The organism is Dissulfuribacter thermophilus (genome assembly GCF_001687335.1).
Taxonomy (GTDB): Bacteria; Desulfobacterota; Dissulfuribacteria; order Dissulfuribacterales; family Dissulfuribacteraceae; genus Dissulfuribacter; species Dissulfuribacter thermophilus.
Genome location: NZ_MAGO01000002.1, coordinates 49,709 through 74,892 on the forward strand (window position 1 = coordinate 49,709; position 25,184 = coordinate 74,892).

Sequence of the window (25,184 nt, forward strand, 5' to 3'; positions counted from 1 at the left end):
CTATGAATTATTGCATAGTTAGCATGCATCTTTTCCCGTTGTGCCTTCACCCAAAAAGTGAAGTTCAATCCGTGATAAATCCTCAGACATTTGAAGCCGTAAGGGGCTCGTAATTTTACGGAATCTGCCGTGTTGTCGGGTAGATGAAAGAACCTAAGGGGGTCTGCGCACCCTCTACCTGGCATCTTGGCAAACTTGTTAGCTGCATAAATTACTGTGAAAATACCTATCTCCCCCAATTTAGGGCCGAGAGAGCCCCTTTTACCCCATCAAAAGTTGGAGGCGTAGGCCCCTTGATAGCGAGGGTTAGGGGGAAGCCTATTGGCCTGAAGGGGTCAAAGCGGGCTTTGTTCCAACGAGGAACGGTTTGGCTGAGCAAGCCGTGCGGAGTGCAAAAGGCCCGAAGGTCGTAGAGGCTGAGGGTGCGTGCATGGATGCACGCACCGACCTTCACGGCATGGATGCCGTGTAGGTCGGCCAAGCGGAGCACGGCTCAAGAGCGAGGCCATGTTCCGTTTGGAGCAAAGTCCGCCCCCCTAAAAACAAATATAATTTTTCTTCGTCATAAAAGTTTGGGTTTAATGCGAGCTGCATAATCTGAGTCTAGAGTTCACATGTTTCCTAAAAAGCATACCATGTTATATTTGTTGCCATGAAAGAAAGATGTAAACCCACGCCAGGCAAAAGAAGCTGCGGCATACTTCTCCACATTACCTCACTTCCTGGCCCCTACGGCATAGGTCAGATTGGCCCTGAGGCAAGAAATTTCCTAAGATTCCTAAAAAAGGCAGGACAAAGCTATTGGCAGTTTCTGCCCCTTTCTCCCACTTCAAAGTCCTGTGGGCATTCACCATACATGAGCCCGTCTGCCTTTGCTGGAAACCCGCTCATGATCTCCATTGAGGATCTACTAGCAGACGGTTTATTGGAAGAAAAGGACCTGACCGGCCTTCCAGAGCTTTCAGAATACCTCGTGGACTTCGAAACCGTCTCATCGATTCAGCACTCCCTCTTAGAAAAGGCCTTTTTAAGGGCACGAGAGTCAAAAAATTTCCTCTTGGAGCTCGATCAATTTCTTTCAGAAAAGGATTGGGCCAGGGACTACAGTCTCTTTATGGCCCTTAAAGAAAAATTTGGAGGACGGGCATGGTATGAATGGCCAAGGCCCATTGCCTTAAGAAGCCCTCATGCCCTTGATGAGGCTCAAAAGGAGCTAGAAGAGAAGGTAAAGTTTCATGCCTTTTGCCAGTTCATCTTTGACATGCAATGGAAAAGGCTAAAGACCAAGGCGGAGTCATTGAACATAAAACTCTTTGGAGACATGCCCATATACGTCTCTCCAGACAGCGTTGACGTATGGGCCAATCAGGGGGCCTTTGACCTCGATTCCCAGACCCTTAGGCCTAGTTTTATAGCAGGGGTACCACCAGACTACTTTAGCAAAACTGGCCAGAGATGGGGAAACCCCTTATATCGCTGGCAAATAGGAAAAAGCCCCAATAAAGACCTGTACGAATGGTGGCGCCAGCGTTTCTTAAGGCTTAGGGAACTCGTTCATGTAATTCGGATCGATCACTTCAGGGGCTTTGAGGCCTATTGGAAGATCCCTGCAAGGGAAAAGACCGCTGTAAATGGCACATGGGTAAAAGGGCCAGGGCTCACTTTTTTTAAAGAGATGGGGGAAGCCATTTCAGGGCTTGAAATCGTGGCAGAAGACCTTGGGACCCTCACTCCAGGAGTAGAGGCACTTAGAAAGGCCCTGGGCATTCCTGGCATGAAGGTACTCCAGTTTGCCTTTGACTCTGACGAGACCAATCCGTATCTTCCCCACAACTTTGAAGATAGTAACTGCGTTGTTTACACAGGAACCCATGACAATTCCACCACTGTTGGCTGGTATCTCCACCCAGAAGTGAGCGAACAGGCAAAGGCCAGAGCCCGCCGTTATGCCAACAGCGATGGAACGAGCATCCACTGGGACTTCCTTCGCATGGCCTACTCTTCTGTTGCAAAGCTGGCAGTGATCCCCATGCAGGACGTCCTGGGCTTTGGAGACGATTGCCGCATGAACACGCCATCAACCAGCAAAGGTAACTGGATCTGGAGACTGGCCCCAAGGTTCATTACAGAAAACGTGGCAAAGGCTCTGGCAGAAGAGGCAAAATTCTATAATAGATTTCCACCTGATCTTTCCCCTAAAACCCCATAACTATCCCGTTTGATCAGGTATGCGCCTCCTGCCCACATTTTTCCCCTTCAGCCACCTTTTCAAATTTTATTAGCGGACAATTTCTACACACATCATTTCCCACTAGCTCTTCACCTCCGAGGAGTGACACCCTTCCCTTCTCAGCCTTTTCCTCCAACACCTTGGCCACCTTCAAAAAGGCCTTCCAAGGAAATGCCAAGATCAACTCTCCCCTTTCCATCTTACCTGAGGTAAAGGCACCAGGACACGGAAGGGCAAGTTGAGGCCCATTTTTCTTCAAGGCCTTTACTGCATTTGCACAGGCGGCACCGTTTACGTTGTGGCTCAAGGGTATCTCGGACATATCTTGTGCCTTTGCATAAAAGTCCAGTAGATGCATGGCCTGAAGCCCGTCCAGCACCATTACCACTACATCCGGTTCCTCAGAGCATTTTCCAAGGGGGGCTAGTACCACGGACTCAATCTCACCCAAGGCAAATCTTGGCCTTACGTCGTAGAAACTCTCTGCCTCAGATGGGCTGAGATAATTCTTAAGGGTCTTAATCGCCTTCTCACGCTCATTCTTAAACCCGAATACGTCTGCAGCAGTAATACAGCCCAGGCGATTTGCTTCTAGACGGACACTTTCTCCCACCTCTCGCACAAAGGCCAGGAGCTGGCAGAAGCTCAACCTGTTTTTCGGGACCAATTCTGGGACGATCCTATTTTTACCCTTCTCCTCAAAAAAGATTCCAACAGGGTGATGATATAGACGAAGGTGCTTCATAAATAGTGTTTCAAGATCTAAAAATCTCTTTAATCCACTATCCATATTCCTAAATTCTCCTTTAGAGATTCAATTTTTCTATTGAAGACTCTGAATACATAGGAAAAATCTATTATTTTTTCCTATTGTTATTATAGCTAATACCAACATTAAATAGCATCTTTGTTGGATGCAACCCCATAAATATGCCTTGCAAGGTAGCGACAAACTCATTTGATAGGTAATTTAAGAAAAAATTAGATAGAAATCAGTGAGTGCCATTTTTCACGTGAATAGATAAAATTTTCATGCTTTATAGGACAAACTCATTTAATTTCATTCATTAGGCTAGAAATTACTTGTAGGAGGCAAAATGGATATCAATCAAATAGTCTCTGTAGCCAATAGTTTTGTATGGGGTCCCTATATGCTTATTCTCCTTGTGGGAACAGGAATATACCTCACCTTGAGGTTAAAGTTCATTCAATTCACAAAGCTCCCCAAAGCCCTGAAACTTGTGATTTCAAGGCCTGAGGCACAGGGCCAAGGTGACATTCCTCCCCTTCAGGCGCTTACCACAGCCCTTTCTGCCACTATAGGCACTGGGAACATAGCAGGTGTTGCAACAGCCATCTATTTGGGTGGCCCGGGTGCCATATTCTGGATGTGGGTGTGTGCAGTTTTCGGCATGGCCACTAAATTTTCAGAGGCGGTCCTAGCAGTCAAATACAGAAGGGTACTTCCAGACGGCACCATGCAGGGTGGCCCAATGCTTTATATTTCCAATGGGCTGGGGCAAAAATGGCTTGGCTGGCTCTTTGCCCTAATGGGCTCAGTTGCCGCCTTTGGTATCGGAAGCATGGTCCAATCAAACTCAGTGGCAATGGTGCTTAACGAACACTGGTCCGTGCCTTTGCCTGCTACTGGCATCATTTTGGCAATCATGACTGGAATCGTAATTATAGGCGGCATCAAGAGAATAGGAAAAGTTACTGAAAAACTCGTCCCTTTTATGGGAGTCTTTTATGTTCTAGGGGCACTTACCATTCTTTTCCTCCACTTCGAAAAGATTCCCGAGGCACTTAAATTGATCTTTAGCTATGCCTTCACTCCAGTGGCTGCTACAGGAGGTTTTGCAGGTGCCACTGTGGCCCAGGCGATACGGTTTGGGATTGCAAGGGGTGTATTTTCCAACGAATCCGGCCTTGGAAGTGCCCCTATCGCCCATGCCGCTGCAAGGACCAATGATCCAGTGCGCCAGGGTCTCATTGCCATGACCGGAGTCTTTTTCGATACAATCATAATCTGCTCCCTAACGGCACTTGTCATTCTCACTACAGGAGCGTGGACGTCAGGACTCACTTCCAGCGCTCTTACCTACAAGGCATTTGAGATAGGACTTTCTGGAGTTGGAGGTTACATCGTAAGCATTTGCCTTGCCATCTTTGCCTACTCCACCATGATCGGGTGGGCCTACTATGGTGAAGAGTGTGTGGAATACATACTTGGAATCAGGGCGAGAACTCCGTACCGTTATTTATTTTGCCTTGCCATTGCCCTTGGCGCCTTCATGAAGATAGACTTTGTTTGGAACTTTTCAGATACCATGAATGGTGCCATGGCCATACCGAATCTCATAGGTCTCCTTGGGCTTTCCGGGATAATTGTCAAGGAAACTCAGGAAAGGCTTAAGAGCTAAGAGGTAATACGGAAAAAGCACATGAAAATCTCATTTCAAAGACTCAAATTGAATTTTTTACTGGAATATAGACCCCAAAATATCTTATAATAGATAGCAACGGTATTATTAAAGATAGAGTGGTTTTATCACAAATTATGCACTTCAAATGCCTGAGGAAAATAATTTTTATGAATTATTGTATAGTTAGCATGCATCTTTTCCCGTTGTGCCTTCACTCAAAAGGTGAAGTTCAATCCGTGATAAATCCTCAGGCATTTGAAGCCGCAAGGGGCTCGCAATTTTACCGAATCTGCTTTGTTGTCGGGAACTTGAAGTACCAAAGTACGTCTGCGTGCCCTCCGCCTCGCATCTTCGGCAAACTTGCGAGCTGCATAATCTGGTTTTATTCCCGCCTGTATACAGAAACGCTACAAGGCCCTGAGCTATTTTTGGACGTCCTAGACCTATACTCATCCTCCTCTGGCTGGAAATCTGGCAGGCAGGAAAACTGATATGCCAAAGGGTTTAACCCATTCAAATAATTACTAGAGGAGGCAAAATCATGAAAAGACACTTTATAACCGCAATCTTGGTGGCATTTTCGGTCCTGACCCTGCCCACTTTTGTAATGGCCCTAGAGGTAAGCGAGGCAACACAAACATGCCTCGAGTGTCATGAGACTGTAACCCCTGGGATAGTGGCAAACTGGCAAAAAAGCGTGCATGCAAAAACTACTGTAGTAGAGGCACTGAAGAAACCCGCAATTTCCCGTACAATTTCCACAGACAAGGTCCCTACAGGCCTTGGAAAGGTCGTCATCGGCTGCGCAGAATGCCATATCACCAATGCCAAGGCACACAAGGATACATTTGAGCACAACGGTTATCAGGTACATATAGTGGTGAGTCCAGGCGATTGTGCAATCTGCCACCCCCAAGAAGTAGAACAATACAGTAAAAACCTCATGTCAATGGCATACAAGAACCTTAAAGGGAATCCAGTATACCAGGATCTCATGAATTCAATCAATGCTATCCAGGATTTCCACAGAGGAAAGGTCACCTACGCCAAAAAGGTGGATGATAGCACCGAGGCAGATTCATGCCTTTTTTGCCATGGAACCAGGATTGAGGTGAAGGGGATGCAGACCCTGGAGACTGATTTGGGAGATATGGAGTTTCCAATACTCAAAGGCTGGCCAAACCAAGGGGTAGGCAGGATAAATCCTGATGGCACTCATGGATCGTGTAGCTCATGCCACCCCCGTCACAGCTTCTCAATAGCCGTTGCCAGAAAACCCTATACCTGTGCCGAGTGCCATAAGGGCCCTGATGTCCCTGCATACAAGGTTTACACAGTAAGCAAGCATGGAAACATCTACTCTTCCTATGCCACTAAATGGAATTTTTTAGCTACTCCCTGGGTAGTGGGAAGGGATTTTTCAGCTCCTACCTGCGCCACCTGCCACATCAGTCTTATTGCCAATAAAGACGGAGAAGTGATTGTAAAAAGGACTCATCAGATGAATGACAGGAGCAAATGGAGGATATTCGGATTGATTTATGCCCATGCCCATCCAAAATCCTCTGACGTCACCATTATAAAAAACAAGGCAGGGCTTCCGCTTCCTACTGAATTGACAGGTGAGCCAGTATCCGCTGCCCTTATCAATGAAAAAGAGCAGCAAAAAAGGGAGGCAGAGATGCAAAAAGTCTGCCTGTCCTGCCATAGCATGGGATGGGTAAAAGGGCATTTTGAAAGGTTTGACAATACCATTAAAACCACCAATCAGATGACCCTCACAGCAACCAAGATACTCGTTGCCGCATGGGAGAAAAATGTTGCCAAAGGCCTTGCCCAAAAGGACAGTATCTTCAACGAGGCCATAGAGAAGATGTGGGTTGAGCAATGGCTCTTTTATGCCAATTCCACTAGATTTGCTGCTGCCATGGCTGGAGCTGACTACGGAGTATTTGCCAATGGCCGGTGGTACATGTCAAAAAATATTCAACAGATGGCAGATTGGCTAGACTTTAAATTGGCCACTAAGAAGAAAAAATAAGCAAAGTTTCGAGTCCCTTGGGGCTTCACATGTTAAGCTGAACACTTATCTATGCAAAGGGAAGGCCTCTAGTCCATCCCAAGAAATGGGTATCGTCTGAGGTCATCCCTTGTCCAGAGGGACAGACCAGCTCGCTCTCCCACGGTCTCAACAGAGATGATCGCATCTGGGTCTTCGAAGGTGATTTCTCCACTCTTTCCATTTTCTTCCAGTGCCCTAAGGAGTTCTTCATCTAATAGATGTTCCTCGATCTGGCTGGACAGTTGAGTCTTCAAGCCCCTTCGGTGCATACGCACATGGAAACTACGATCAGCTATCTTTGGGAGCCATGAGAGAACGGCTTTGGTTACGTTTTCCTCAAATTCATCAGCCGTTTTAAAATCAAAGGTCTTGGTTGCAGGCACTACCCTAGAAAGAATATGAAGGAGATGAGGATCTTCTGTAACCAAATTGTGAATGGTTTCAAGAAAGCCTATCGGATCTTCTACCTTCATGACTAACACGTTATAAAAACCCGTCTTTGCCATAGGGCCCAGTTTTTTCAATATGTTACGTGCCGTGCCAAACTCCCCTGTGTGAACAGTTATGACTACGTTCCAGTCACGCATAGTACTTTTGATAGATTAAGTGACAATTGTGGCCATAGGATCAGGCCCTGGCCATCATTGCGGCAAGATCGTTAGGTAGTTGGGCTAGAACGTCTTTTATTTCGCCTGGCTGAATTGCCGATTTTAGAACTGAAAAGGTGGCACTCGTATACCTCTCTGCCTCTGTTGCATCTGTTTTCAATAACTCAGCAACGCGTTCTACAAATTCCTTGCGATTCATTTTTATGATTTTTTCCTTTGCTCCCTCAACGATGCCTTTGAGTTCCTGGGGTAGCTGTGAGGCCAGATCAAAAGCCTCGTTTTCGGTCAAACGCTCGGATAGGGTCTTTAGGACCGCATCTGTGACCCATACAGCCTCTTCCTTGTTGGGAAGTTGTGCCTTTTCTTGGACATTTTTAATGAATTCATCTTTCTTCATGGCAATCCCACCTCCTTTTTAGGGAAAAACCTTTTATGGAAAAGGGTTTCATTTAAAGCTGGTCACTGCCCCCCTATAAGTCAATATGAAATAGATATTATTTTTTTATTTAAACACTTTTTTACTTTGACTTGCCTAAACCACTACATTAACCTATTCATAGTTTGGTAAACAAAAAATATTTTCATCGTTAAAAACTCCTTTCCATGGCCTCTATGCCATGGATAAAATAAAGGAGGACAAGATGGGGGTTGGGGAAATTTGCAATCGTGAAGTGGTCATCGTTGCACCAGAAGAAAGCGTTTTGACAGCTACTAGGCTCATGAAAAATCATTCGGTTGGCTGTTTAGTTGTAATAAAAGATGAACGTCCTGTTGGAATTCTAACAGACAGAGACATCGCGATTCGAGTAGTAGCTTCCTCGCTCAATCCTGAACAGACCATTGTTCAAGAGGTGATGAGCTCAAAGCTAGTAAAAATACGGGAAGATCAGGGAATTGGAGATACCATTAGGCTGATGCGTTCTGCTTCAGTGCGAAGGATTCCAGTAGTCAGCGATAAGGACGATTCCCTTGTAGGAATAATAACTTTAGATGATCTCCTTGATCTGATTGCAGAGGAAATGGATGAATTAGTCAAATTGATCCGAAGGCAGCAGGCGCAGAGCTTTCGAGTCTGAATATACGGTGAAAAGTGAAACTTGCCTTATCGTGCAGGTTTTATCCATATGGCCTGGGGACCCTTTTCTCTTTGCTCTCCCTCGTATCTGACTAGGTCTCCTACTTCAAGATCTTTAAAAGGGATAGTTTTAACAGCACTTTGCTGGAAATAGATTTCCTCGCCGTCGGCTCCCTCTAGAAAGCCGTAACCTTCTTCACGGAAGATCCTTTTTATTGAACCAACTGGGTGCATTTCATGAGACTTGATGATTCCCTGACGTCTTCGATTGTATTCCCTGATTTGACGATCCAGTTTGTCAAAGCATTCAACCAAAAGAAGTTGCACCCTCTCACCCTTGCGCTTCACCACAATTGTTTCCCCAGGCACCGAGGCAACTATGTGGATTTCAACATATCCGAGTCGATGATGTTTTGTCCCTATGAGCTCAAACCGTAAGTGATGAATAAGGTCAGGAAAATGTCTCTGGATCTTGGCGATCTCTTCATTTATCTTTTCTTCCCAGTTTGGAAGAAGCGTAACGTTTTTGGCTTCAATATGGACATCCATTTCTCCACCTCCTTTTAATTAAGCTAAGGAGTTATCACTGGATTGCAATACCTAAGCCGCTAGATTAATAATTTAGTAAATGGCTTTTCGCACAAAAAAATAGAAAAACATGTGTGGTCGTTTCGCCTTTACAGCCTCCAAAAAAGAACTACTCGAACACTTTAGTCTCTCCCATGCCCCTCCTATAGAACCCAGCTATAATATCGCTCCAGGCCAGGACATTGCAGCCATAAGACAAGCGGGAAACTCTCGAGAACTGGTTTTGCTCCATTGGGGCCTCATCCCTTCATGGTCTAAAGACAAAAAAATCGCTTACAAGATGATAAATGCCAGGGCAGAGTCAATTAACACCAAGCCTGCATTCAGAAATGCCTTTCGAAAACGTCGGTGTCTCATCCCAGCCACAGGCTTTTACGAATGGCAGAAAAAAGATGGAAAAAAGCAACCATGGTTCTTGCACTTAAAAGGCCAGGAGATTATGGCCTTTGCCGCTCTTTGGGAACATTGGGAGGGAACAGATGGCGAAGTTATTGAATCCTGCACTATCATTACCACTGAAGCCAACGAATTGATAAGACCTATTCACCATAGGATGCCAGTTATTATTGAGAAGAAAGATTATGACATATGGTTGGCTGCCCCAACTTCAAAGATGGCAGAATCGCTTTTAAGACCTTTTCCTAGTAAAAAAATGGTTGCCTATCCAGTCAGTACCTATGTTAACAATCCCCAAAATAATAATCCATTATGTATTAAACCACTAACAAACCGCAAATAAAAAAATTTTTGGCTAGCTTTAACTTAGTTCCCTTGACAAGAGAACAAATGTTCTCTATTCTCCGTCTATGCATCTTACTGAACGGGAACAGACAGTCCTTGAATTCATAAAGGAATTTTACAAACAACATGGCCACAGCCCTTCTATACGAGAGATCTGTAAGGGCCTGGGGCTTAAGAGTCCTGGAAGTATGTACAAGGTGCTAAAAAGTTTAAGAAAAAAGGGCCTTCTTGACATGGATGAAGGAAGAAGGCGTACCATACGGCTAAAGGTGCCTCCAAATTTACGGCACATTCCACTCATTGGAAAGATTGCCGCAGGTCCTCCTATCGAGGCCAATCAGGAGATCATAGAAGAACTTCCATGTGATCCAGGGCTATTTGGTGCATCAGAGTGTTTTGCCCTACTGGTCAAAGGAGACTCCATGATAGGCCAGCACATACGTCCAGGTGATATTGCCATTATAAAGCCAGGGCCAGTTGTAGAACAGGGCACCATAGCTGCAGTAATGGTAGAAGGGCTTTTTCATGAAGCCACACTAAAAAGGGTTAAATGGGATGAAAATTCCATAAAGCTCCTTTCAGAAAACCCTGCCTATCCACCTTTAGTATTCGAGGGAGAAGAACGCAGTAAAGTAACCATACTGGGGATGCTCGTAGGCATTATCAGGCGTTTTTCATGATTGAAGATGCTCACCTCTATGAGGACAGATTCGTAAACCTTGAGGCAGAAAGTGCCTACAGCTTTCTCCACGGCACATATAGGCCGGAAGAACTCGTAAGGGCTATAAAGAGTCTTGGCCAGCGGGCAGTAGGTCTAACAGACAGGTGGAGCATGTATGGATTGGCGGACTTTGTTGTATCCGCGCGAAAAGAGGGAATTCAGCCAATAATTGGGGCAAGGATAATGCTAAAGGACGGTTCATGGCTAAGCCTATATCCCCTTAACAGAAATGGCTTTAAAAATCTAAATGCCATTATTACAAACGGGCTCTTAAGATCTCCTACCCCATTCGTAACATTAAAAGAGCTAAGGGATAAGGCAGACTATCTTATAGCAATTGCAGGCGGACACCTTTCAACGATCAGGGCATTTGCAAGGAAGGGAAATATTGAGGCTGCTGAAAAGGGGCTCTTAGAGCTAAAGTCCATATTTGACCACAATCTCTACCTTTGCCTTTCAAAAAATGTAGAAGATGATCGAGCCACCAACAGACTTTTGAACGAACTAGCAGCGAAACATTCCATTCGGACCATTATATCCAACCCTGTAGTTTACTTAAGAAAGTGTGATGCCTGGCTCCACAGACTGCTCATAAAAATCCAGGTAAAACACCACAAAAGAACAGTAACAGCCCTTGCCGGAGATTCATTTTATCCTCTCACGCTAAAGAAAGCCCTAGAGCTCATCCCCTATGAGAATGCAGCATTAGAAACCATTAAGCTTGCGCAAAGACTAAAGGGATTCAAGATCCTTACAGGCCAATCAGCAATTAGAAGGAATCTGGCACAATATGAGACAGAGAGCGCAAAAGACATATTATGGAGGATGTCTCTTAAAGCATTATCAAGGCGTTACAGTCCATGTGCCCCTGCGTATATCTCAAGGCTATCAAAAGAGATAGAGGTCATATCCCAAAAAGGCCTTTCAAAGATATTTCTTTTAATGAGTGAGATAAAACGGTTCTCAGACTCAAAAGGAATCATTTCCAGTATACGAGGCTCATCAGGAGGGTCCCTTCTCGTTCATCTCCTCCTTGGAGGACCTGACCCCATACGCCACAGGCTCCTTTTTGAGAGATTCATAAACCAGGGAAGAGTCGATATCCCTGATATTGACATGGACTTTGACTCGGAAAGAAGAGACGAAGTCACCCACTGGCTCTTAAACCATGAACCTGAACGCTCTGCTCTCGTTGCCACAATCCATACCTTCAGGCCAAGGAGTGCTGTACGGCTTTTAGCCCGGGCCATGGGATACCCCCTTTATGAGATAGAGAGGCTCACAAAGTGTCTTCCATGGTCACTAAGGGGCATATCCCTTGAAAGGGCCCTTCAACACCTCCCTGAGCTAAAAGACTCCCCTCTTAAGAACGAAAAACACCTCGTCCGTGCAGCAGAACGGCTGGAGGGCCTTCCATTTCAGTCATCTGTGCACCTTGGAGGCGTGGTAGTGGCCCCTGACGATATTCTCTACTGGACTCCCCTCTTTTCTTCCAGAAAGAAATTTCGGGTAACACACCTCGATAAGGATGCAGTAGAGACACTTGGGCTCTTAAAGCTAGACCTCCTAGGCCTAAGGATGCATACAGCCATTAAAAAAGCCCTCGAGTGCATACCTAACCTCAGTAGTCCAGGTGGCCAGACCATCAAAAATATCCCTATAGATGATCGTAAGACCTATGAACTCTTAAGCTCTGGAGACACCCTTGGAGTCTTTCAGCTTGAATCTCCAGGGCAGCGAAACCTTGTTGCAAGACTCCTTCCTGAAAGGTTTGAAGACATAGTAGCTGAAATCTCGCTCTTCAGGCCAGGGCCAGTAAAAAGCGATATGGTGACCAGATACCTAAAAAGGCGACACGGAGAGGAGGCAATAGACTACCTCCACCCAATTCTCGCCCCGATTCTTAAAGAAACATATGGCGTTATCGTGTTTCAGGAACAGGTTCTAGAGATCGTCCATAGGTTTGCAGGCTTTTCATACGACGACGCAGACGCATTTAGACGGGCTATGACAAAAAACCGTTCAAAGCGTGAGATGGAGCGCCTCAAACAGGCCTTTATGGATGGAGCAAAACGCATGGGGCATTCAAAAGAACTTGCGGAAAAGGTCTTCAAGAGGGTATCAGCCTTTGCTGCTTATGGCTTTTGCAAGGCTCATGCAGTGGCTTTTTCTGAAATCACTCTAAAGAGCGCTTACATAAAGGCCCACTACCCAAAAGAGTTTTATATAGGGCTTCTAAATGCAGGCCATGTCGGCTCCTATCCTCCAGGTGTAATCCTGAATGAGGCAAGAAGAAAGGGGATCCCAATCTATCCGCCAAACGTAAATAAGAGCGCTCTAAAATATGCTCCAGAAGGTCCGGGCATACGACTTCCCCTAACAGTCATATACGGTATTGGCCCCAGGATTGCTCAGAGGATAATTGAGGAAAGGGATAGGAACGGGCCGTACTTTGGCATTTACGACTTAAAAGCAAGGACAGGGCTAAATAACGCCGTATTAGATACTCTTTACATTGCCGGTACTATAAAAGGAGCACTTAAAGCCGCATGAATCCCATAGAAACAAACCTTGACTTTCATATATTTGATCTCTGGGTAAATGGTCATCCGCTAGAGTATTTGCGTCCACAGTTAAATGCCCTGGGCTTTTTAAGTAAAAAGGACCTTGAGACCATCCCCAATAATTCAATGGTAAAGGTGGCAGGCGCCCTTGTAATGGTGCATACTCCACCAACACGATCTGGCAAAAGGGTGATGTTTATAACCATAGAAGACGAAACAGGTCTCATTGACCTTGTGGCCTTTGAAGATATTCAAAAGAAGTGGGCAAGAGAAATCTTCACATCTGAAATTTTAGCTGTTGAAGGCATATTGAAAAAAGAGGGCAAGGGGAAAAGGGCTATGTCGATTGTAGTAAAAAGGATCTTTCCCCAAATCCCTTAGTAGCCAAATACCAAAACGATAACAACTTGATTTTGGCTAAATCCTCATATGTTTCTTTCTCACCTTCTCAAAAAGGTCATAGAATATAGGGATATATATAAGGGTCAAAAATGTGGCCACTATGAGTCCTCCTATGGCGACAACCGCAAGCGGAGACAGCCTTTCAAGGCCAAGGGCGCGCTCAGCCGCTATTGGAAGCATTCCCACAATGGTACAGGTGGCAGTCATAAGAATGGGCCTGGTCCTCATCCGAACTGCCTCTTCAATCGCATTCCTGATATTGGCTCCTTTTGCCCTGGCCTGTTCTATGAAATCTATGAGGAGAATGGAATTGTTTACAACAATTCCAGCAAGGAGGATCATGCCCATATTGGCTGGCATACAGGCATGCCTGCCTGCCAGCACAAGCCCCCAAGCAGCCCCTATAAGTGAAAGCGGGATTGCCAGCATTATGGTGACTGGGTTTATCCATGAGCGAAAGGTGGGGACAAGGGTGAAGAAAAGGAGTATGATCGCAAGGCCAAGGGCCTTTCCAAGGCGCTTCCCTGCCTCTTTCATGTTCTTTACCTCACCTTCGTGACTTATTGTGTATCCGGCGGGAAGCGTGAGTCCGCTTAGGGCCTTATCTATCCTTTCCTGAAGATGTGATATGGAAGAAGTTGCCCTATAGCCATAAACACTTATTGTGGGCTGAAGGTCCTGGCGTGTAAACTTTGTCCTCGTATAACTCTTTTTTATAGAGGCCAATTCCCTTAATGGCACTGGCCCATACTTTGATGGAATGTATATCTCACCAATATCCTGGACAGAATCCCTCTTATCCAACGGATACTGTACTCTTATGAGGTAGCCGTCCTCTCCTGGAACCCTTAGCACTGAAGCGGCTTCACCTTTGATGGCGCTTGTAAGCTCTTTTGCGATTTCAGCAGGGCCAAGACCGTAGCGTTTTGCCTTACTTTCGTCAATATCAATTAAGAGCTGAACCTTGTCCATAGTCCATGAACGCGAAACCGTTGTAAGGCCTCGCACTTTCATTAGACGTGCCTTTACTTCGTCTGCAATCCTATCGAGTACCACTGGATCAGGACCTGAAATCATGATATCCACAGGTGCTGCAATGGAAGAAAGTGGTGTGGCGCCAAAGTCATAGACATCAATGCTCTTTAATCCGGGAATATTACTGGTCCTCTCCCTAATGGCATCCTCAATGTCCCATATAGTCTCTTTCCTGTGAAATCTGTCTATAAAATGGACAGTGATTAGTCCCTGTTCTGGGATCCTTCCAGTGCCAAAACTCACTACCCCTGGTTCAGATCCGACGGTAGTGGAGATACTTTCTATACCAGGCATATCCTTTATAACTTCCTCAATGGACTTGGCCACTTCCTCAGTCCTCGTTATAGAGGAGCCAGGAAATGTCTCAAAGGCTATCTTAACAATTCCCGTGTCCATAGGAGGCATGAGATCGCGTCCTGCAAGGGGCATTACAAAACGCATGCTCAGAATAAAAAGGACAATCCCTGGAATTATAAACAGGAGCTTATGACCCAGGGCAAAATTCACAAGGGCCACGAAAAAATCCCTTATGGGATCCACCACATACCTTCCAAAGATCCCCAAGACCATGTCAATCCTGCTCTTTCTGGAGTTGGCCCTAAGAATGTACCTAGTAAAAAGCGGGATGACCGTGACCGATATTATAAAACTTGCAATAAGGGCCAAGGATAAGACAACTGTGAATTGCCTGAGGATCTTCTGAACATAGCCACCAATGAACATGATGGGTACAAGGACTATGATGGTGGTAAATGTCCCAGACCAATCTGCAAGAAAAATTTCACTCACACCGTCAATTATTGATTGGCACAAGGACTTTTTAAGACTGTGATAGTGTCGCTCAATATTTTCAATTACAACTATTGTATCATCGACCAAAAGCCCGACAGCCACAATTACTGCTGTTAGAGTCACTATGTTGAGCTCATAGCCCAGCACATACATACAGGCAAAGGTAAAAAAGTACGTAAAGGGGATAGATATTGCAGCAAGGATAGACATACGGGAATTTGCAAGCATGAGGAAAATAACGCTTACTGTGAGAATGATGGAGTCTCTAAGGGCATCAACCATATTGGAGATGCTAGTCTCGATAAGGCCTTTTTGTGTGTCTACAACTTCAAACCTGATCTCAGGGTACTTTTTCTCAATTTTGGGGAGCGCCGCCTCCACTGCTGCAATGGTTGTTGTGACGTGGCCCTTTTCTGAACGAAGAATATTTAAACCAATGGCAGCCTTGCCATTTCCTCGGAAAAATGACCTACGCTCTGAATAGGAGGTCTTTATATTGGCAATATCACCCAGGTATATCTCTCCTCCGCCCTTGTCTTCACCTACCACGATCTGTTTGAGCTTGGCCTTAGAAAGACGCTCTCCCTGGGTCTTCAAAAGGAGTTCATCGTCTTTTCTGATGATAAGCCCGTTGGGGATGTTCACGTTTTGTGACCTTATGGAAAGGATTACCTCTTCCAGGGAAAGGCCATGGGCATGGAGTCTTGTTGGATCAATTTCCACTGTAATCTCAGGGAAATATCCACCAAACACCTCAACATTTGAGACCTCTGGGATCCTTAGAAACTCCTCTCTTATCTCATTGTCCGCAAGTTGCCTCACCTTCTCAAGGTCAAGTTGGCTATTTTGCCTGGGAACAAGGGCCAGGGTAAAAACTGGGGCAGTTGCATCGCTTACCCTAAAGATCTCTGGAGGACGTATGTCTAGTGGGAGCCTAGATTCAATGCGTTTCAGGGCATTGGCAACGTCTGTAGAGGCGGCATCAAGCCCCTTCTTATACTCAAACTCCACGGAAACCGCTGCCATTTCGTCCTGACTTACAGAACGCACCTTTCTCGCAAGGTCCACTGTAGACAGTTCTTTTTCTACTATACGGGTGACCTTGTCCTCAACGTCTTCGGCTGAGGCTCCAGGCCATGGGATGAGGACAGTTATCACAGGGTAATTCGCATCTGGAAAGAGATTTAAGGGCATGGACCTAAAGGCAATGATGCCCATTGACACTGTGAGCAAGACAATAGAGATGATGAGGTGCGGTTGATCCAGAAATCTCTCGACAATGTTTTTTAGCGCTTGTTTTTTAGTATCCATAATACTTTTTCTAGTGAGAAACCTTTATTTTATCCCCTTCATGTAATCTCAAGAGTGCACTCTCCTGTGCAACCACTACTCGATCACCATCCTTTAACCCTGGTCCTGAAACCACGGCATAATCCTCTCCCTCAAAAAGGACTCGTACTTTTTTGATGTGAACCCTGAGATCATTCCCAATGAGATACAGATAAGACGAATTGGTATTTTCCAAAATGGACCTCAAGGGTACCTTGAACCCATAGACCTCTCCCATCTCAATCCTACAATCTATTACTGCACCCGTGGGAAGGCCAAACGGCTTAGTGGCAACGTCTACTTCGACTATTCCAAGGGTACCCTCGCCTGTTGAAGGATGAATGCGGCTTACATACTGAACAATCTCATTTTTACTATGGCCATTACGTAAGAAAACCCGTGTTCCTTTGAAAACCAAAGGGACCTCATCCTGTGGAATTTTTATCTCAACATAGTAGCCATGGTCTGTGGCCTCCATTTCAAGGACCGTTTTCCCTGGAATTGCGAGATCACCTGGATTCTGGACTCTTTTTGTAATGACCCCGTCGAAAGGGGCAACGAGCCTCGTATAAGATAGAGCCGTACGTGCTGTTTCAAGGGAGGCCTTGAGGGCATTCAACTCTCCTCTAGCAGCATCTAAGGCTTTTTTTGAAATATCAAGGGCTTCCTGACTAATTGCCTTTTCTTTAAAAAGTTTTTCATCTCGTTTGAAGATCTTTTCTTGAGTAACCAGGGCAGTTTTTGCAGCCATGACCCTAGCGGAAAGTTCCTTGATTCTGTCCCTTTCTTCTCTGTCATCAATAAGTACAAGGATATCTCCCTTTTTGACTTCATCGCCCTCCCTACCCCTAACCTCGAGGATGTGTCCAGAGACCCTTGGGGCGATTTCCACTGTGACCTTGGCCCTTATTGTTCCAAGGTAGTATTTTTCAATGGAAAAATTCCCTTCTCTTATGGTAGCGTAATCAACTACGTGGATGGGTTCCTTTGGTGGGGGAATCTGGGATAGTTCCTGTTTTTTCTTTTGGATGAACTTTATACCTCCGACAACAAGCACAACCAGTATCACTAAGAAGATTCCCTTTTTTATGTTGGCCTTGGACATACCTACTCCTTCATCAAGCAAATGGTTTGTCTCACCCAGTACCTGCTAGACAACCACAGACTAATAGAAATTTTTATTCACTCTATTGACTGATTTCATGGTCTATATGGTCCCAGTTGAAAGTGCAAGGTCTGCCCTCGCCCTTTTTAAATCAAAAAGGGCGCGGAGCACATTTGCCCTGGCCTGAAGCCATGCAGATTGGGCAAGCAAAGTGTCTGTAACGGTTCCAGCTCCAGCCTGGTACTTTAGTTCTTCAATGCGGTAGGACTCCTTTGCACTCTTGAGGGCTGCCTTTGCTGCCTCAACCCTCTTTTTTGCCTCGGTAATAGAGGCTATTGCAGATTTTATCTCTCTTTTAGCCAAAAGCCTCGTATGACGTAGTCTTTCTCTTGCAGCGATAACGCGTTCTTTTGCCTCTCTTATCCTTGCAGATATCACTCCGCCGCTAAATATATTGAGCCCAAGGTTAATCCCTGCTGACCAGACCTCCTCAGAGCCTTCAAAACCGCCTCCAGCCCTCCTTCCATAGTCTCCAACTATATCAATAGTCGGCAAATTTAGTCCTTTCTCAAGTCGAACCTTCTTTTCCGCAAGCCTGACCTCTCTCAGGGCTATTTGTACATCTGGTCTATTTTCAACCAAGCTGTCCCAATCACCTTGAATCTCAGGCTCATATAGATCATCTTCGAGGGCTCCTACAACGTCCTCTATCTCTCCAGGATCTCTTCCAATAAGTTGCGAAAGCGTATAAAGCCCCTTTAATATCCCTTGTCTGGTGGAAATCAGTGCCTCTTCCTGGGCCATAACCTGAGTCTCAACTCTCATTACATCTACTGGGGCAAGCCTGCCTACCTTGAGTTTTGAGCGCGAATCATCGAGGAGTCTTTTTAAGGCCATGAGGGTCTCATTTTGTGCCTCTCCAAGACCCTTTAAAAACAGAATCTCATTATAGACGTTTGTTATGTTATATATGAGTTGTTCACGGGTAAGATTGAGTTGTTCCCTTGAGATAAGGGCTGAGATCTCTGATAGGTCAACCTGAGTTCTAAGCCTACCACCAACAAAGATTGGTATCTTGATGCCAATCCCAACCCTATACTGATCTCTTGAAAATTCTGGAATTGCCCCATGAAAACTCTTGATAGGAACCACTACCTGAGGATCACTAAACCTAAAATATGATGTATAAGCATCAATTCTTGGAAGAAGTGCCCCCTTGGCAGCACCTAACATGGCCTTTGTTGCACGGACTTCGCTCGACCTTGATTTTAAAAGCGGGCTTTCTTTAAGTGCAATCTCTATAGCCTGTTTGAGGCTAATGCCCTCTTTTGCTCCTGCCTCTGATGAAAATGAAAGATTAAAAACTATAGTCAGTACATAGAATATGCACCAGCACATAAAAGATTTCATAATGACAGATTCTCCCTAAGAGAGCATTCTCTTTATCTCCTCTACACTAAAGAGCTTTCCATAGCCCACCACCTTACCATCCACAACTAAACCCGGTGTACTAATTATGCCATAACCCATAATACGGCTCATGTCTGTAACTTTCTCAATCTTGGCATCAAGACCGAGCTCTTTGAGCGCTTGCCTTACATTTTCCTCAAGATTTTGGCACCTAAGACAACCTGGACCCAATACTTCAATTTTCATTTTTTTAAACCTCCTTTTTTAAAACTTAAATCCTACAATTAGCGAATTTGCCCAAGATCATTTCAGGACTCCGTCAAAGTAGATAAATCTGACTACGTTCTATGTTCTATGTTCCTTCAACTCAACACTCAAAACTCAAAACTTCTGAAATGCTCAAAACTCAAAACTTCCAAATATCTCACCTGTAATGGTGGCAAACACTATTACGAGGGTCACATAGGCAATAGTCTTTTTAGTACCCATAACGCTTCTAATTACCATCATATTTGGAAGTGACACAGCAGGCCCAGCCAGAAGGAGTGCAAGGGCAGGACCCACGGCCATACCAGAATGTAAGAGCCCTTGAATTATCGGAACTTCAGTAAGCGTTGCAAAATACATTAGGGCACCCATTACAGAGGCAAACAGATTTGAAAAAAGTGAGTTTGTCCCCACAAGAGAGGCCACGTATTCTTTACTTATGATCCCAGCATCATCTCCAGGACGCCCTAGGAAAATACCAGCAAAGAATACTCCAAGGAATAGAAGTGGGAGGATCTTTCGAGCAAGTATGTACGAGGATTCAAACCACTGCCTTGGAAGGCCGCCAGCAAAATAAAGTACAATGGAAAGCCCAATAGTACCTATACCAAAAGAAAGTTCAGGAGAATGGGTAAAAAACGCTACAAAAGCCACAACTATACCAAGCATTATTACAAAGAGAGATCTTATGCCGTGGAATAAAGACAGTTCTATGCCGAGTAATATCCCAAGTCCCCCTGTTATGTACCATTTCATTTTAAAAATATCGTTCCAAATCCCTGCTCCACTACCCCATGTGGCAAAGATAAGTATGAGCACAAGGGTTGCTATGACTGAAATGGTCTCATAAATGGGACGACTATTTAAATTATCAGGGCAAGCCATTTGGCCTAGCCTTTTTGCATCGCTCTCTTTAAAAAGGGCTGCCATCGAGAGTCCCACAAATAAACTTGCAACAATGGCCCCAATTGCCCTCCCCAATCCTATGTCAAACCCTAGAACCCTTGCAGACAGTATGATGGCAAGGATATTTATGGCGGGTCCTGAGTACAAAAAGGTTGTGGCTGGCCCTATTCCAGCCCCCATATTGTAGATTCCAGCAAAAAGCGGGAGTATTGTACAGGAACAGACTGCAAGTATTGTCCCAGACACCGCTGCCACCCCATAGGAGGCGAACTTTGGGGCCTTGGGTCCTAGGAACTTGAGTATAGACTCATCTGAGACAAATACTTCTATTGCACCTGCTATAAAAAAGGCTGGAATCAGACAAAAGATCACGTGTTCTTTTGCATAATCGTGGACAAGCAGCACACCTTGATTTACAGCCCTGAGAAAACCATCACCTCCTGGGAGCCAGTAAAATACTAAAAACGTGCCTATACCTAAAAAGATGATGGGAAATTCTCTACGCCAGTTCATATTAAGACATCCTCTTATATTTTATTTTTTATATATAGCCATATATCTATATATTGCAAGGAATTTTTTCTTGAGGATGTATGAATTAGAAGGGCTATATTTTTTTCATTATCTCCCTTAAAAACTTGGGAAGATCTGATGGTTGTCTTGAGGTAATGAGATTTTCATCGACTACCACCTCTTTATCTTGATAAAACGCACCAGCCTCCTCTAATTCTGCGGAAATGGATTTATAACAGGTAGCACGTCTGCCCTTTAAAACACCAGCAGTCACGAGCAGTAGGGGGCCATGGCAAATGGCTGCAACTGGCTTTCTTTGTAGGAAGAAGGACTTTACAATCTCAATAGCTACTCCTTCCCGCCTCAGTTTTTCTGGGGCCTTTCCACCTGGAATTATTAAAATCTCATAGTCTTTTGGGTCAATGTCATCTAACTCTCTGTTCACCTCCACCTCATATCCATGCTTACCCTTTATCTTTCCTGTTCTCATAGATGCGACATCCACCTCCACCTCTGCCTCTTTTAATCTATAGTATGGAACGAGCAGTTCTGAATCTTCAAAGTTGTCTGCACTTATAATAAGTGCCCTTGGCCGTTTATTTTTGTTTTCAGGCATGTTTTCACCTTTCATTGAATTTCCAATATCCTTTATAACCAATCATCCTTAATTCTATATTCATATCGCATGTAGTGTAAATCAAAATTCACCCTCAAACTGAGGCCATATGCCAACAAAATTGTTCGGCGTTTGAAATACAAAATTTGGGGAAAAACTTACATTGTCAAATAGAATGTGATAATCTTTTTAAAAAGAAGAGGTATTCTTTTTCCACTGGCTACTCCCATAGACTTTTGAAGCCCAAAGAGGCAGTTCCTCATTCTCACTAACTAGTTAAAGTAAAATCCTTGATCAAGGCCTAATTCAAGTGACTAAAACGAAAAAAAGAAACATAAAAATTAAGATAGCAGTCGTCGCAATTATAGGTACGCTGATAATCCTATTTTGGTACTTTGATCTCAGGGCCTATCTTACTCTCGATTACATAAAGGCATCCAAAGAAAAATTACTCACTCTATACGAACAAAGACCATTATTTGTAATTTCCACCTATATGGCGATCTATATCGTGACTACTGCCCTTTCCCTTCCAGGGGCGACAATTATTACTCTTGCAGGGGCAGCGATATTTGGGCTCCTAAAGGGCACGTTAATCGTATCTTTTGCAAGTACCATTGGAGCAACACTTGCATGTGCTGTATCGCGTTTTGTGTTGAGGGACTGGGTCCAGGCAAAAATTGGCCCTCGGCTAAAAAAGATCAACGATGGCATTGAAAAAGAAGGGATTTTTTATCTCTTTACCCTTAGACTCGTTCCACTCTTCCCATTCTGGGTGATCAACCTTGCAATGGGGCTTACCAATATACCTTTAAGGACCTTCTACTGGGTCTCGCAGTTAGGCATGTTACCAGGGACCATAGTATACGTGAATGCAGGTACTGAGCTTGCAAAAATAGAATCCCTCGGGGACATCATGTCCCCAAGGCTGATCATATCCTTTGCCCTCCTAGGACTCTTTCCCCTTATTGCAAAAAAGGTTTTAACTTACATCAAAAACAAAAGAAGAACTTAAAGAAGCTGATATTTTTATATTATCCTTTTGTCCCACTCTTTCTTGGAATGGGCAGAAACTCTACAGCCGGTTCTCTGCGCACAGGCTGTGGATAAAGGCTCATGAGCTGATAGACTTCGTCTGGCATGTCTTCTCGGACATTCAGACCTAGCTCTTTTGCCTCTTCAAAGGTAATAGGATGATCATGGGTCCATTTGCCCTGGGTCATTATCATTGACAGTTCCTCGGCCTTCTTATCGTCATAACGGCCCTTCAAAAGTTCTAAAACCGATGCTTTCATTTGCTTAAGGGCCTTTTCAGCCATATCTGCCATTATGATACTCTGGTCATCTACCTCATTAATTGGCTTTTTCTTAACGACTTCCACGATCGATGCAGCAGGAAGATTATTCAATTGAGGATCTACTGGCCCTAGTACTGCGTGTCTGTCCATAACGATCTCGTCTGCTGCCAGGGCAATTAGGGTCCCGCCACTCATGGCATAATGGGGTACAAAGGCTGTGACCTTGGCCTTATGGTTCTTTACAGCGCGGGCAATCTGCAGTGATGCCAGCACGAGTCCACCTGGCGTGTGGAGGATTAAATCAATGGGCACATCTGAATCGGTCATGTGTATGGCACGAATGACCTGCTCTGAGTCATTGATATCTATAAATTTCATCACTGGAAACCCAAGCAGGCTCATGGTCTCCTGTCGGTGAACAAGGAGTATTACACGAGAATTTCGCATCTTTTCAATACGTTGAATGGCTCGCTGACGAGCTGCTTCAAGCATCTTTTGCCTAAACACTGGCTGAAGGGCTGCTGCCATAAAAAAGAACCAGAAAATGTCAAGTCCGTTCATAATACCTCCAAATTATCCCAAATTATGCAATTGGCGAGTTTGCCCATTTGCTCCCTTTTGCCGTCCATAATTTTGGATTATTGGTTACCATCTATCGTATGGATCCAAAAGGCCAAAGGTCCTGTATTCGTCCTTAAAACGCTTGCAACTCCGCTGGCGCGACAAAATAAACAATCTATTGGTCAGCATTCCAAACAAAAAACCTCCCACATGGGCCCACCATGCTATGCCTCCTGAAGAAACCGGGGAGGCCAGGGAAAGAGCTCCGCTAAATACCTGCTCGAGGAACCAAAATGCCAGATAAAACAGTGCTGGGACTTCAAAAAATAAAGGGATAAAGAAAACAGGGAAAAATATGACTATTCGAGCTTTTGGGAATAAGGTGTAGTAGGCGCCCATTACTCCCGCAATAGCTCCAGATGCCCCAATGATAGGCACAGTAGAATTTGGATTCACAAATATGTGGACAAGGCTTGCTGCAATGCCGCTGACTATATAAAAGAACAAAAATCTCCATGGCCCCATGACATCTTCCACATTGTCACCAAAAATCCAAAGAGTCCACATGTTACCGAAGATATGGATCCAGCCTCCGTGTAGGAACATACATGTCAAAAAAGGCCATAATCCCAATACATCCAGCCCAAGACTCCTAGCCCAATCAGGATGAGTCACCTTGGCTGGAATAAGACCAAACATAAAGAAGAATTTTTCGAGCACGGGGCTTGGGAGAGTTGTCTCGAAAATAAAAATGAGGGAATTAAAGATTATTAGCCCCCAGGTAACGATAGGAGGACAGCGTCTTGGGGTACTGTCTTGTAATGGAAACATTGTCAGTAATTATAGGGTGAACTATATTCTAATGTCAAGAAAGTACTTCTTCCCTATAAGCTTCTTTAGCCATACAGCTAGTAACCCTGAAAAGGCCACTGTCTCCCCAATTGCAGCCACTGCTGCTTTATCACCGACCTTTACTGTTAATCCCATGTATTGAAAGTCAGGGGTCTTCAGCTTTTCTCCCTTCACAAGCCTTGGGAGATTGCTACCTAGGAACTTGCCCTGTTGCACAGCAATTTGACCGAGCATAGGCTGATCAGTTCCTGCGCAATCACCTGCAAAAAATACATTTGGAAAGTCTTCACTTCGGAGATACGGATCCACTATAGCCCGTCCGAAGCGGTCTGTGGAAAAACCGCTCTCTCGAACAAGACGGGAGGCCCTGACTCCCATAGCCCAGATTACAAGATCTCCTGATATGCTTTCTCCGTCCTGAAATGTTACTGTTCCATCTACTACATCTTTAACGGGTCTGCCTGTAATGACATTTACTTCGAGTTTCTCAAGGGCCTCTCTGGCCTCGTTCCTTGCATCGACAGGAAGTGTCGGAAGAATCTCCTCTGAGGCCTCGATGATCGTGATATCAAGGCCTAGACGTTTAGAGATCCGTCCTATCTGACCTGCTGTCTCGACTCCTACAAAACCTCCTCCACAGATTATGATTTTTTTTGCGTCGTCAAAAATCCTCTTTCTGATCTCAAGGGCTGATGGTAGATCCCGAATTACAAATGCGCCCTTTTGGGGAAGGAAAAAATTAGGCTCCCATCCAAGGCATATTATTGCGTAATCGTATTCACAGATAATTTTTTCGCCCTCGAAAGATCTGAGAACCACATGGGAATCCTTTGGAGAAATAGACTCGACAGTTGCAGGCAAAAAATTGTTAAACATGTTTGATAACCAGAGAATTCCGTCTTCATCTCTGATATTTCCCGTAACTAGGTCTGGAAGAAGAGCGGTCAGGGTCTGATATGGTCGGTTGTTGACTATGATAAAATCCTCACCCTGCCTCATCAATCTGTAAGCTATAGGGACTCCAGCATATCCTCCACCTAGAATCACAAACTTATGTTTCATTTCGCTTCCTTCCTTCTCTTA

The 25,184-nt window shown here is 44.7% G+C and carries 22 protein-coding genes; 9 read left to right on the forward strand and 13 right to left on the reverse strand.

The window, feature by feature from the left end; translation table 11 throughout:
• The first annotated feature begins 652 nt into the window (after positions 1-652).
• Positions 653-2,209 carry a 4-alpha-glucanotransferase gene (gene malQ / locus DBT_RS02140; protein WP_067615992.1) on the forward strand — a complete coding sequence of 519 codons (1,557 nt, stop codon included), beginning with the start codon at positions 653-655 and terminating at the stop codon, positions 2,207-2,209.
• A 13-nt stretch (positions 2,210-2,222) separates the two neighbouring features.
• On the opposite strand, the gene DBT_RS02145 is transcribed toward malQ, so the two are convergent.
• Complete coding sequence (locus DBT_RS02145) at positions 2,223-3,020, reverse strand: DUF169 domain-containing protein (RefSeq protein ID WP_067615994.1); 798 nt, start codon at positions 3,018-3,020, stop codon at positions 2,223-2,225.
• 307 nt (positions 3,021-3,327) lie between these two features.
• Between DBT_RS02145 and DBT_RS02150 the strand changes: the two genes are divergently transcribed.
• The gene (locus DBT_RS02150) at positions 3,328-4,653 is read left to right on the forward strand and encodes an alanine/glycine:cation symporter family protein (protein WP_067615996.1); all 1,326 of its coding nucleotides are present in this window, start codon (positions 3,328-3,330) and stop codon (positions 4,651-4,653) included.
• Positions 4,654-5,197: 544 nt separating this feature from the next.
• Positions 5,198-6,697 (forward strand): multiheme c-type cytochrome, encoded by a 1,500-nt coding sequence (locus DBT_RS02160; protein WP_067616000.1) that lies wholly within the window; start codon positions 5,198-5,200, stop codon positions 6,695-6,697.
• 68 nt (positions 6,698-6,765) lie between these two features.
• Here the strand turns inward: DBT_RS02160 and DBT_RS02165 are convergent, their stop codons facing one another.
• Positions 6,766-7,305, reverse strand: coding sequence for a THUMP domain-containing protein (locus DBT_RS02165; RefSeq protein WP_067616002.1), 540 nt, complete (start codon positions 7,303-7,305; stop codon positions 6,766-6,768).
• Positions 7,306-7,345: 40 nt separating this feature from the next.
• A complete protein-coding gene (locus DBT_RS02170; protein ID WP_067616004.1) occupies positions 7,346-7,723 on the reverse strand; it encodes a DUF2267 domain-containing protein in 378 nt (125 codons plus the stop codon).
• 220 nt (positions 7,724-7,943) lie between these two features.
• Between DBT_RS02170 and DBT_RS02175 the strand changes: the two genes are divergently transcribed.
• Positions 7,944-8,402 carry a CBS domain-containing protein gene (locus DBT_RS02175; RefSeq protein ID WP_244155289.1) on the forward strand — a complete coding sequence of 153 codons (459 nt, stop codon included), beginning with the start codon at positions 7,944-7,946 and terminating at the stop codon, positions 8,400-8,402.
• A gap of 26 nt (positions 8,403-8,428) precedes the next feature.
• On the opposite strand, the gene DBT_RS02180 is transcribed toward DBT_RS02175, so the two are convergent.
• The gene (locus DBT_RS02180; RefSeq protein ID WP_067616008.1) at positions 8,429-8,950 is read right to left on the reverse strand and encodes an HPF/RaiA family ribosome-associated protein; all 522 of its coding nucleotides are present in this window, start codon (positions 8,948-8,950) and stop codon (positions 8,429-8,431) included.
• Between the two features lie 109 nt (positions 8,951-9,059).
• On the opposite strand from DBT_RS02180, the gene DBT_RS02185 reads away from it, so the two are divergent.
• The 4 genes from DBT_RS02185 (at position 9,060) to DBT_RS02200 (ending at position 13,396) form a co-directional block, all read left to right on the forward strand.
• Positions 9,060-9,728, forward strand: a complete 669-nt coding sequence (locus DBT_RS02185) for an SOS response-associated peptidase (protein WP_067616010.1) — start codon at positions 9,060-9,062, stop codon at positions 9,726-9,728.
• Between the two features lie 67 nt (positions 9,729-9,795).
• Positions 9,796-10,410 carry a transcriptional repressor LexA gene (gene lexA, locus DBT_RS02190; protein ID WP_067616012.1) on the forward strand — a complete coding sequence of 205 codons (615 nt, stop codon included), beginning with the start codon at positions 9,796-9,798 and terminating at the stop codon, positions 10,408-10,410.
• Complete coding sequence (gene dnaE / locus DBT_RS02195; protein ID WP_067616014.1) at positions 10,407-13,004, forward strand: DNA polymerase III subunit alpha; 2,598 nt, start codon at positions 10,407-10,409, stop codon at positions 13,002-13,004. Before lexA ends, dnaE begins: the two co-directional genes overlap by 4 nt.
• The gene (locus DBT_RS02200; protein ID WP_067616019.1) at positions 13,001-13,396 is read left to right on the forward strand and encodes an OB-fold nucleic acid binding domain-containing protein; all 396 of its coding nucleotides are present in this window, start codon (positions 13,001-13,003) and stop codon (positions 13,394-13,396) included. Before dnaE ends, DBT_RS02200 begins: the two co-directional genes overlap by 4 nt.
• A 36-nt stretch (positions 13,397-13,432) precedes the next feature.
• Here the strand turns inward: DBT_RS02200 and DBT_RS02205 are convergent, their stop codons facing one another.
• The 6 genes from DBT_RS02205 to DBT_RS02230 all read right to left on the reverse strand — a co-directional run bounded on the left by DBT_RS02205 (position 13,433) and on the right by DBT_RS02230 (position 21,390).
• On the reverse strand, positions 13,433-16,555 hold the full coding sequence (locus tag DBT_RS02205) for an efflux RND transporter permease subunit (protein ID WP_083186565.1): 3,123 nt from the start codon (positions 16,553-16,555) through the stop codon (positions 13,433-13,435).
• Positions 16,556-16,565: 10 nt separating this feature from the next.
• A complete protein-coding gene (locus DBT_RS02210) occupies positions 16,566-17,678 on the reverse strand; it encodes an efflux RND transporter periplasmic adaptor subunit (protein WP_067616021.1) in 1,113 nt (370 codons plus the stop codon).
• A gap of 102 nt (positions 17,679-17,780) precedes the next feature.
• Positions 17,781-19,088, reverse strand: a complete 1,308-nt coding sequence (locus DBT_RS02215) for a TolC family protein (protein ID WP_067616023.1) — start codon at positions 19,086-19,088, stop codon at positions 17,781-17,783.
• A 15-nt stretch (positions 19,089-19,103) separates the two neighbouring features.
• Positions 19,104-19,334 carry a thioredoxin family protein gene (locus DBT_RS02220; protein WP_067616025.1) on the reverse strand — a complete coding sequence of 77 codons (231 nt, stop codon included), beginning with the start codon at positions 19,332-19,334 and terminating at the stop codon, positions 19,104-19,106.
• 153 nt (positions 19,335-19,487) lie between these two features.
• Positions 19,488-20,774, reverse strand: coding sequence for a permease (locus DBT_RS02225; protein WP_067616027.1), 1,287 nt, complete (start codon positions 20,772-20,774; stop codon positions 19,488-19,490).
• 94 nt (positions 20,775-20,868) lie between these two features.
• On the reverse strand, positions 20,869-21,390 hold the full coding sequence (locus DBT_RS02230; RefSeq protein WP_067616293.1) for a type 1 glutamine amidotransferase domain-containing protein: 522 nt from the start codon (positions 21,388-21,390) through the stop codon (positions 20,869-20,871).
• Between the two features lie 310 nt (positions 21,391-21,700).
• Here DBT_RS02230 and DBT_RS02235 point away from each other — a divergent pair, with 310 nt between their 5' ends.
• Complete coding sequence (locus DBT_RS02235; RefSeq protein ID WP_244155290.1) at positions 21,701-22,405, forward strand: TVP38/TMEM64 family protein; 705 nt, start codon at positions 21,701-21,703, stop codon at positions 22,403-22,405.
• A gap of 19 nt (positions 22,406-22,424) precedes the next feature.
• Here the strand turns inward: DBT_RS02235 and DBT_RS02240 are convergent, their stop codons facing one another.
• The 3 genes from DBT_RS02240 to DBT_RS02250 all read right to left on the reverse strand — a co-directional run bounded on the left by DBT_RS02240 (position 22,425) and on the right by DBT_RS02250 (position 25,163).
• Positions 22,425-23,249 carry an SDH family Clp fold serine proteinase gene (locus DBT_RS02240; protein WP_067616029.1) on the reverse strand — a complete coding sequence of 275 codons (825 nt, stop codon included), beginning with the start codon at positions 23,247-23,249 and terminating at the stop codon, positions 22,425-22,427.
• 84 nt (positions 23,250-23,333) lie between these two features.
• Positions 23,334-24,080 (reverse strand): rhomboid family intramembrane serine protease, encoded by a 747-nt coding sequence (locus DBT_RS02245; RefSeq protein ID WP_067616031.1) that lies wholly within the window; start codon positions 24,078-24,080, stop codon positions 23,334-23,336.
• 21 nt (positions 24,081-24,101) lie between these two features.
• A complete protein-coding gene (locus DBT_RS02250; RefSeq protein ID WP_067616033.1) occupies positions 24,102-25,163 on the reverse strand; it encodes an NAD(P)/FAD-dependent oxidoreductase in 1,062 nt (353 codons plus the stop codon).
• Positions 25,164-25,184 lie beyond the last annotated feature (21 nt).

Coding starts and splice junctions, on each gene's coding strand:
- malQ (WP_067615992.1), top strand. CDS start 653: ATGAAAGAAAGATGTAAACCCACGCCAGGCAAAAGAAGCTGCGGCATA.
- DBT_RS02145 (WP_067615994.1), bottom strand. CDS start 3,020: ATGGATAGTGGATTAAAGAGATTTTTAGATCTTGAAACACTATTTATG.
- DBT_RS02150 (WP_067615996.1), top strand. CDS start 3,328: ATGGATATCAATCAAATAGTCTCTGTAGCCAATAGTTTTGTATGGGGT.
- DBT_RS02160 (WP_067616000.1), top strand. CDS start 5,198: ATGAAAAGACACTTTATAACCGCAATCTTGGTGGCATTTTCGGTCCTG.
- DBT_RS02165 (WP_067616002.1), bottom strand. CDS start 7,305: ATGCGTGACTGGAACGTAGTCATAACTGTTCACACAGGGGAGTTTGGC.
- DBT_RS02170 (WP_067616004.1), bottom strand. CDS start 7,723: ATGAAGAAAGATGAATTCATTAAAAATGTCCAAGAAAAGGCACAACTT.
- DBT_RS02175 (WP_244155289.1), top strand. CDS start 7,944: ATGGATAAAATAAAGGAGGACAAGATGGGGGTTGGGGAAATTTGCAAT.
- DBT_RS02180 (WP_067616008.1), bottom strand. CDS start 8,950: ATGGATGTCCATATTGAAGCCAAAAACGTTACGCTTCTTCCAAACTGG.
- DBT_RS02185 (WP_067616010.1), top strand. CDS start 9,060: ATGTGTGGTCGTTTCGCCTTTACAGCCTCCAAAAAAGAACTACTCGAA.
- lexA (WP_067616012.1), top strand. CDS start 9,796: ATGCATCTTACTGAACGGGAACAGACAGTCCTTGAATTCATAAAGGAA.
- dnaE (WP_067616014.1), top strand. CDS start 10,407: ATGATTGAAGATGCTCACCTCTATGAGGACAGATTCGTAAACCTTGAG.
- DBT_RS02200 (WP_067616019.1), top strand. CDS start 13,001: ATGAATCCCATAGAAACAAACCTTGACTTTCATATATTTGATCTCTGG.
- DBT_RS02205 (WP_083186565.1), bottom strand. CDS start 16,555: ATGGATACTAAAAAACAAGCGCTAAAAAACATTGTCGAGAGATTTCTG.
- DBT_RS02210 (WP_067616021.1), bottom strand. CDS start 17,678: ATGTCCAAGGCCAACATAAAAAAGGGAATCTTCTTAGTGATACTGGTT.
- DBT_RS02215 (WP_067616023.1), bottom strand. CDS start 19,088: ATGAAATCTTTTATGTGCTGGTGCATATTCTATGTACTGACTATAGTT.
- DBT_RS02220 (WP_067616025.1), bottom strand. CDS start 19,334: ATGAAAATTGAAGTATTGGGTCCAGGTTGTCTTAGGTGCCAAAATCTT.
- DBT_RS02225 (WP_067616027.1), bottom strand. CDS start 20,774: ATGAACTGGCGTAGAGAATTTCCCATCATCTTTTTAGGTATAGGCACG.
- DBT_RS02230 (WP_067616293.1), bottom strand. CDS start 21,390: ATGCCTGAAAACAAAAATAAACGGCCAAGGGCACTTATTATAAGTGCA.
- DBT_RS02240 (WP_067616029.1), bottom strand. CDS start 23,249: ATGAACGGACTTGACATTTTCTGGTTCTTTTTTATGGCAGCAGCCCTT.
- DBT_RS02245 (WP_067616031.1), bottom strand. CDS start 24,080: ATGTTTCCATTACAAGACAGTACCCCAAGACGCTGTCCTCCTATCGTT.
- DBT_RS02250 (WP_067616033.1), bottom strand. CDS start 25,163: ATGAAACATAAGTTTGTGATTCTAGGTGGAGGATATGCTGGAGTCCCT.